An 8,000-nucleotide genomic window follows, 5' to 3' on the forward strand; every position below is an offset into this window, starting at 1 on the left:
CAACTACAGGCTTATCTTCTGTATGCTGCATGTCGGAGTATCAGAGGAAGCCCTTCAAGGCGTTACCCTATCATTTGACTTCTCGAAATAATAGTTCTGCTGAATATTTAATCAGCGCCTAACCTTTTTAGTTAGGAACGTGTCACACAGTTATAGGATTCTAACGTTTCCAGGATTTCTTTTACTTGTTTTTCTAATTCATCTATCGTTCTAGAAGATACATAGATGCGTAGATGAATACGTTTCATGACCTCACCTTGCTTTAAATCCTTATAGAGAGCTTCCAGCTCTAAAAATTCATTTTGTGCATCAATCCGATCTATATTATCTTTTGCCGTACTATGTCTTACGCTCTGTTCACTCATTGATTTATTAATAGATTGAACAACCTCATTTCGGTTATCGCTCATTACATCTAACGTTGTAATGACATTTGGCATATTCATAATTTGTTCTAACCAAAAGTCATTTACTTCTGTTGGATAGTCATATACATGTATACATGTTCCATATCCATCACCTGTTCGAACAAAACTATCTTTAAAATCCACGCCCCCTTGGGGCTGGATTCTCGCTAATAAATAAGGGTTATACCCTTTTTTCATTTTTAATTCTTTTTGCTTTTCCTCTTTTGATTTCGCTGGTTTCTTTTTGAGTCCAAACATAATGACTTTCCCCTCACTTTTAAATGTTTTTGGTACCCAATTTTGCATTTTGATTAAACAACTTGAAAAGAACTTCTAACTTTTTGTCTTCGTCAATATCTAATAGTTCCGTAGAACGTTTTATATATCGTTTCGCTGCATCTACACGCTCTTTTACAATTAATTCACTGTCTCCATAAATGAAAAGCAAGGCTTCACGATTCGTTCTTCCCCATTCTAAAAATTTCAGTTCCTTTAATTTTTGAACTAAAATTCTTTCATACAATGGGTTATCACATTCCCTAATTTTCTTATTGATATATTTTTGTTGTTCTGCTGTTTGGCATGGAAAGTTTAAAAAGATAAGTTTAATCGCATGTTTATATGCTTGATAGAAATAAGCATGAGAAAAAATAACAAATGCTTGTTCCTCGTTATTTTTAGAGTACATATCCTCTCCTTCAACCTGTAAAATCTCTAAGAATTCTTTATTTCTTAGTTCAAAAATGCCATCTTCCGTCATATCTACAACTTGCATAATTTCAGCAATGCTTTTTTTCACTTTTGGTGGTGCCTCTTTCTTTTTTCTAGAAAAAAATCTTACGAACTTAGCATTTTTCTTTTTCACATTTTGCTTTTCTGCTGAAGCTTTTTTCTTTTGTTTAGGCTTGGTTTTTAATTTCTTTTCAACTTTCTTTTCTTCTTCAACCACTTTGACAATCTCTTTTGGCTTAGATAAAGGTTGTTGTTCTAACTCTCTCTCATTAAAGCGAAATGCTTTCTTTTCTACCCTTGGTTTTTCTTTCTTTACGATTTCCTGTTGTTCTAACTCTTTTTCATTGAATAATGCCATGTATAACCACTCCCTTATTGATCTTTATCAATGGCACAATATACGCCTTTTCTTCTCAGTAAAGTGATAAGAAGTACTTCATACATTCGCTTTCCAGGGTTTGTGCCTGGTCTCCAAATCATGAGAATTGCGATACTCCCCATGAATAGCCAAAAAGGAAGTTGTAAAGAATCATGTACAAAATTCCTAAGAATCATGGTCACAACTAATAGTCCAATCAATAAAAAGAAATCTAATAGATATAACACTTTATTAATCCTTAATTCCGTGCTAATTTCCTTCGGAATACGATAGCTTCTCATTTGTATTTCCTCCTTTTTGAACATAAAAAATAAGCGTATGTTGTACGCTTATTCCTCACCATTCTTATTCCTATTTTTGCTTACAATCTCTCTCCAACCCTTACCTGTATTCTGACCCATCTCATAAAAGCGTTTTGTATTGATTACTGTTTTAGAATTACTAACCTTTTCTTTCATTCCGCTTGCTGATTGTTTGACTGACGTTGTAGTAGACGAAACACCTTGTTTCACTTTATCTGTCGCATATTGTCCTAATGTACGTGTCTCATGCTGTACAGGTACTGGATTACTTTCACTTGCTACTGGTCTGGCACTTTCTTCGAAAGATGTACTTCCCACGCCTACCGTTGATCTTGGCGATTCCACAGGTGCTGGGCTACCTCCGCTTGCTACTGGTCTGTAACTCTCTCCTGAAGAGGCACTTCCCACGCTTACTGCTGATCTTGATGATTCTATAGGTGCCGGACTTCCTCCTGTTGCTATGGTTCTATAACTTTCTTCTGAAGGTGTACTTCCTCCTGTTGTTACGGTTCTTGGCGATTCCATAGATGCCTCGCTTCCTCCACTTGCTACTGGTCTGTAACTTCCTTCTGAAGGTGTATTTCCTTCACCACTTACTGTTCTAGCCGATGCCACCGCTGCTTCGCTATTTCCTCCCATCACTGAACTATAACTTTCTACCGAAGATGCACTTCCCTCACTTGTTGCTAACCTTGATGATTCTGCTCCTGCTGAACTACTTCCATTTGCTATTGGTCTATAACTTTCTACTGAAGATCCACCTTCATTACTTGTTGTTGAATTTGGCGATTCCATTCCTGCCTGGCTACTTCCTTCCTTAATTGTTCCTGCCGTTACTAAGTTACCTTGATTTGTTCCTTGTTTTCCTGTACTTGTCGATAACTGGCTACCATGATTCATTTCTGGCTTTCCTGTTGATGTTAGACTTCCCTCAGTTGCACCAGGTTTTCCTGTTCCTGCTATTCCCTTACTTCCTTCAGGTTTTATACCAGCTTCTTTCATTTCATCTTGAAGGCTTGTCATTCCAGATTCTTGGCTACTTGCTACTTCAGGTTTTGCGTTTCCTTCTTGATTCATGCCTTCATGAGTAGATGCATTTGCACCATTCTTTTTCTCTTCTTCATTCCTCAATTGATTTTGTTGTTTATTTTCTAAAGGATTCACTTGCTCTTTCTTTTGTTCTGCTTTCTTTATTTCATCTTGTAAGGACTCATTCTTCCCATCATTGTTACCCTTTTTTAAACCGCTAATAATACCAGCCATCCCACCTGCTGTCATAGATGCCGCACTTGCTGTTTTTACCGCTCCTTGTGCGGTACCTTTTGCTGCACTTGTTGCCCCTTTCCAAAGCATACCTGCAAGACCTTTCATTGGCTTGGAATTCATTGTCTTGCCAAGACTTTTCCCAAGTGATAAGCCACCAGCTAATACGCCCCAGCTACTTTTCAATCCAATATCTATGCCAAATAACCTTTCCACCACATTTGGCCCATCTATGACAGCCATACTAAACGATACTAATGCAAGAACATATGCCACACCATCTAGCTTATCGTGAATGAAACCTGTTCCAATCATATATAGTTTCAAAGAAAGGAAAATCATGATGGTAGCGATAAATATATTTAATATATCGGTTAACACTGCTTTTAGTTTCTGTCCGTTCGCAACATCTGCTGGTGCTAAAATGTTCGCTAATAAGTAGTTAAATGCCAACGCATAAAACAATCTACCTAACTTAATACTTACCAATAACAAAGTGATTCCCATTACCACCAACGTAATGAACATCGTCCAGAAGTTCCAATGCCATCGGTAATACTTCTCTGGAAAGAAATCGAACCATCCATCTTTTAATTCAGCAAGTGAGGCTTTCCCTTCCCCATTTACTACTCTTTTATTCTGTAATATTTCTTGACCTGCATCTGTTAACTTTTTATCCTTTGTCACTTCAAATTCCTTATCTATTTTTTCTACAATATCAATCTTTCGAATATCTTTCTCAGGAATGAAATTGTATGGGTACATGCCTTCTTTATTATTCCAACCTGCACTGTCCACCCTGGCAATATCAACGAGGTTTTTCTTAATAATTTCATCACTTATAGATCCCTCTTGCCCTGGCTTCACAGCCGCTACTGCATCATCTGTAAACTTATCAACTTTTGTCATTCCCGTTCCTAACAAGCAAAGTACACACATCGTAATGAAAATATTTACGACAATTTGAGAACGATCCATTTTCTTGTTCAAAATGAACATGTAGCCAATATATAAAAACGAAAGGGCTAAAAGAACGACAAAAACCGGATACATGGTTTCCAGAAATTCTTGCACTTGTGGTGCACTAAAAAACGATTTAATACCAAGTATTGCATCAGTCACATTTTCTAGTATGTCAACAACCCAAGAAGCACCTAAAATTAAAAACCAACCAATCCATCGCAAAACATAGTTAACAATATCGCCAATTTGAAGATAATCGCCATATTCCTCTAAAACTTTTAAAATTTCTTCTTCTTTCACAATGTATCCTCCTTTCCTGCTAATTACTGTCCTAACACCTCTTTAGCTGTCCAACTCACTCTTTCATTAATTTTGTCAATTCGAATCATGAGCTTCCCTTTTTCCTCCCGATCTACTGAAAGGAAAAGAACTGCATCTTCTAGACCAATAATGACCTCATTTTCTTCTGTCACATGTGGTAAATAACAATCTAGTATCATTTGCATTTCTTCCGTTATCGTTGTAATGCCCATACGCTCTTCCTCCTTTATGTTCGGTTTCATACCAAATAAAAAAGTACTCAATGATTTGAGTACTTTTTAATTCGTCACCTTGGATTCTTTTTCTAATTTACGCAAAATGAGATTTATCTTACTTTCAACAGCTTGATAAACCCCCTTATCAATATGGTCGTTTTGAGCTAACATTTTGAATTCCTCATAAAACTCACCCATTTCTTGGTTCTTCACTGCCTCTATTGTTTTTCCTAATTGAGCCACAAAATATTTATCAACTATTTTCAAGGGAGCTAAATCGGATTCAAAAAATTCAATAACCATTTTCTCCTTCCAATTTTCAATGGAAAGTGGGACAAATGGATTATCGTTCTGCTGAACCACTCCTTCTGGTATTTCTTCATCAATTCCCATCATTTTTGGTTGTTCCTTATGTTCCTTAGGTTGTTCTTTTTCTACTGGTGAAGGTGTGTCTCTTTCGGTATTTGGCGTTTCTTTTTCAAGTTCTTCTGCTTTTTTTTCTCCAAGAAAATCAACAATGAGTTTTTTCGGCTCTACATCATCGTGCAATGAATCAATGTCTATGTCTAAAATAGATTTATCTGTATCAAACTCTTCCCCTAAGTATTCCCATCTGTACTTCAATGCCGTTTCACCTGTATTGTAGATTGGACGAGGTCGAATCCGTTTTCGGTTTTTATCCTGACGTTTTATCACACGAATAACCGCACTTTCACCTTCTTTAAAGCTCATTAATTCATTTGGGGTTAAAAGTGGTCTTTGATCTACACTTTCCGTTTTATTTTTATCAGTAGAAAGACCTTTTCCGCTTCTAGAAAGTGTGTTAATCGTTTTATTTCCAAGCTTTTTCGATACTTTTTCGGCTGTCTGTTGGTCATTGGTTAAAATATAAATGGTATTCCCACAGTTTCCATTAATCGTATCTGCATCATCTCCATATTTATTTTTGAGCTGTGAATACGCCTGAATGATGAGGTTAAAACGGATATTCCTTCCCAAACAAACCGTTGCTAACGTTGCCATTCCCTCAATACTCGGCATATTTCCAAACTCGTCTAAAATCAGCACCACTTCACGATGACACTTCCCACCACGAGCAAGAGAGGCATATTTTGATAAAACAAAATAAAGCTGTCTTACAAAAATGGACGCAATCACATGATTCGAAGAATCATAGTCTGGTGTAATCATAAAAATAGCAATTGGCTTATCAAAATAGTCAATTGCTGTAATCTGAATATCTTCACTTGGATCTACTACTTTAAATTCTGTATGACCTGTCTTTTCATCTATTTTCGTAATAGAGACCTTTGTTTTCTTCTCACTTCCCTTTTCCATTGCGTAAATTGCATCGTTTACTTTTACTTCTTGTTTAAAATCTAATACAAACCGTCCTGCAATATCTGCTTTTATAGACTCTTTCGAGCCATCCTGGAATAGAATTTCTACTCGTTTTCTTGGCTTTGCTTTTCCTTTTATGGTCTTTCCAAAACCAACACGTTTTAAATCCACACTATTTTTTGCGGTCATTTTAGCGATTTCATCAAATGTGAAAATGGATAAACCATTCATCGTTTGCGTAAAGATACCGCCTCTCGTTTGCCCTTTTGAGAAATTAGAAGTCGCATATTGCATTTTCGCAACACTATCGGCTGGTAATCCTTCAAAATATAAATCTAATGCATTTTGTGGATCTGAATCTGGATCTACTATTACTTCTTTTGAACCAAGTTCTGATAACATATTTGCCACTGCATACATCGTTATTTTTTCTTCTGTTCCATCCGCAATACATTTATCCGTAACCGCTAATATCATGGCATTACATAGACTCATAGCGCACTGTTGCCAAAAAGGATCTTTTACATTCGGATTGTAATACAGCGTATGAGAAAGAGTTTTACACAATGCTTGCGCTGTTGAATAATCTCCCTCTTTATAAGCATCTTTAACAAGTTGTAATAAGTTATAACTCATAGAATCCAATGGGTTTAATAAATTTAACACTTCAATGTGATACCCTCGTTTTTCTAAAGTCTCTTTGGATGCGCTAAAAATTTCACCTTTTGGATCATTAGTTATTAAAGAAGGCTTATGTTCCGCTCTGGAATAGACATCTATTGTTGGAAAAACAAAGGTTTCCCCTTTCCCTGAGCGGGTCGTACCAATGATTAAATTGTTAACTGGACTATCATCAATAAACACCTCATCATCCAACCGAGAGATGACAACACCGCCTCCACCTTCAAACGATTTCTCACGCTCAGGTGCCGCACGGTATTGTTTTTTCAGCTCGTCTATTGTTGTAAACCTGCTTGATCCTTTTTGGTGATTATTTAAGTTTTTAAACGAGGATCTGAGTTTGTAAATTGTGATAGCTATTGTCCCAATTGCTACAAGGAAAACAAGCAAGTAATAAATGGGATGTTCTAGAATTGGCATCTGAAACAAAAATCCCACTTCAATATGAAACGGCTCTGGATGTAATAAATCATTGAATGTAGTACGAATCAGCTCTACCACTAAATGTAATAAAAAATTAGCAACCAAAAATATCCCAATAAACAAACAAGTACTCAATGGAATGAGTACTTGTTTTTCAGCTAACTTATATTTAATTGACACCTTTTCATCATACATAAGTTATTATTACCTCCCTTTTGAAACAGATATAAATTGAGGGAACTTCATATCTATTTCAAAGGGAGGAATCTCCATAAAACTAGCAATTATTTTTGTATTGGATTTTCTCATTTCATCTAAAAAATATAAAAAATGATAAAAATCATTTATTCCTTCTTTATAGAGAATAACTGTTTCATCAATAATTACGTAATCATATCGTTTAGCTGATTCAATAATTTCTTGTATCAACTTAGGCTTTTCAACCTTGTTAGATTCATACAAGGACAAGGAAACAACCTTCACTTGTTCGTTTGTCTCTTTCRAAAAATGAGTATATTCACCACCAAGATCCAAAACCATTACGTTACTTAATTTCAAAGCAAGATCTTTTAAAAATGTTGTTTTACCTGTACCAACACCCCCTATAACTTTTACATTAGTTACTATATTTCCAATCAAATCAGGTGTTGCATTATTAAATTGAATCAATGTTAAATTCTCCTTTCAGTTAAAAAGGTACTCATTTGATGAGTACCTTTTTATACAGTCTTATTTGGTTTCCCTGGATCCGTTGGCGGATCTACTGGTGGTTTTGGCTTATCTGGATCCGTTGGCGGATCTACTGGTGGCTTCGGCTTATCTGGATCCGTTGGTGGTTCTACTGGCGGTTTTGGCTTATCTGGATCCGTTGGCGGATCYACTGGCGGTTTTGGCTTATCTGGATCCGTTGGCGGATCTACTGGCGGTTTTGGCTTATCTGGATCCGTTGGCGGATCTACTGGCGGTTTTGGCT

General features: G+C 36.3%; 7 protein-coding genes and 1 pseudogene. All 8 read right to left on the reverse strand.

Annotation, left to right across the window (positions count from 1 at the left end; translation table 11 throughout):
- Positions 1-149 precede the first annotated feature (149 nt).
- Positions 150-665, reverse strand: a pseudogene (locus AC1DIT_RS25845) (type IV secretion system protein VirB4); the annotation flags it as partial.
- A gap of 19 nt (positions 666-684) precedes the next feature.
- Complete coding sequence (locus AC1DIT_RS25850; protein ID WP_016133030.1) at positions 685-1,497, reverse strand: hypothetical protein; 813 nt, start codon at positions 1,495-1,497, stop codon at positions 685-687.
- A gap of 14 nt (positions 1,498-1,511) precedes the next feature.
- Positions 1,512-1,799 (reverse strand): DUF5592 family protein, encoded by a 288-nt coding sequence (locus tag AC1DIT_RS25855; RefSeq protein ID WP_016133029.1) that lies wholly within the window; start codon positions 1,797-1,799, stop codon positions 1,512-1,514.
- Between the two features lie 48 nt (positions 1,800-1,847).
- Positions 1,848-4,346: a pLS20_p028 family conjugation system transmembrane protein gene (locus tag AC1DIT_RS25860; RefSeq protein ID WP_016133028.1), complete on the reverse strand. Its 2,499-nt coding sequence runs from the start codon at positions 4,344-4,346 to the stop codon at positions 1,848-1,850.
- Between the two features lie 23 nt (positions 4,347-4,369).
- Positions 4,370-4,579 (reverse strand): hypothetical protein, encoded by a 210-nt coding sequence (locus AC1DIT_RS25865; protein WP_016133027.1) that lies wholly within the window; start codon positions 4,577-4,579, stop codon positions 4,370-4,372.
- Between the two features lie 66 nt (positions 4,580-4,645).
- On the reverse strand, positions 4,646-7,222 hold the full coding sequence (locus AC1DIT_RS25870) for a VirD4-like conjugal transfer protein, CD1115 family (RefSeq protein ID WP_016133026.1): 2,577 nt from the start codon (positions 7,220-7,222) through the stop codon (positions 4,646-4,648).
- Positions 7,223-7,231: 9 nt separating this feature from the next.
- On the reverse strand, positions 7,232-7,696 hold the full coding sequence (locus AC1DIT_RS25875) for an ATP-binding protein (RefSeq protein ID WP_476998510.1): 465 nt from the start codon (positions 7,694-7,696) through the stop codon (positions 7,232-7,234).
- A gap of 50 nt (positions 7,697-7,746) precedes the next feature.
- On the reverse strand, positions 7,747-8,000 hold a 254-nt coding region (locus AC1DIT_RS25880), incomplete at its 5' end, for a hypothetical protein (protein ID WP_476998511.1).

Source organism: Bacillus sp. 05T22 (assembly GCF_056396765.1).

Bases quoted from the DNA above. Each gene is read 5' to 3' on its own strand.
- AC1DIT_RS25850 (WP_016133030.1), bottom strand. From the start codon at position 1,497: ATGGCATTATTCAATGAAAAAGAGTTAGAACAACAGGAAATCGTAAAG.
- AC1DIT_RS25855 (WP_016133029.1), bottom strand. From the start codon at position 1,799: ATGAGAAGCTATCGTATTCCGAAGGAAATTAGCACGGAATTAAGGATT.
- AC1DIT_RS25865 (WP_016133027.1), bottom strand. From the start codon at position 4,579: ATGGGCATTACAACGATAACGGAAGAAATGCAAATGATACTAGATTGT.
- AC1DIT_RS25870 (WP_016133026.1), bottom strand. From the start codon at position 7,222: ATGTATGATGAAAAGGTGTCAATTAAATATAAGTTAGCTGAAAAACAA.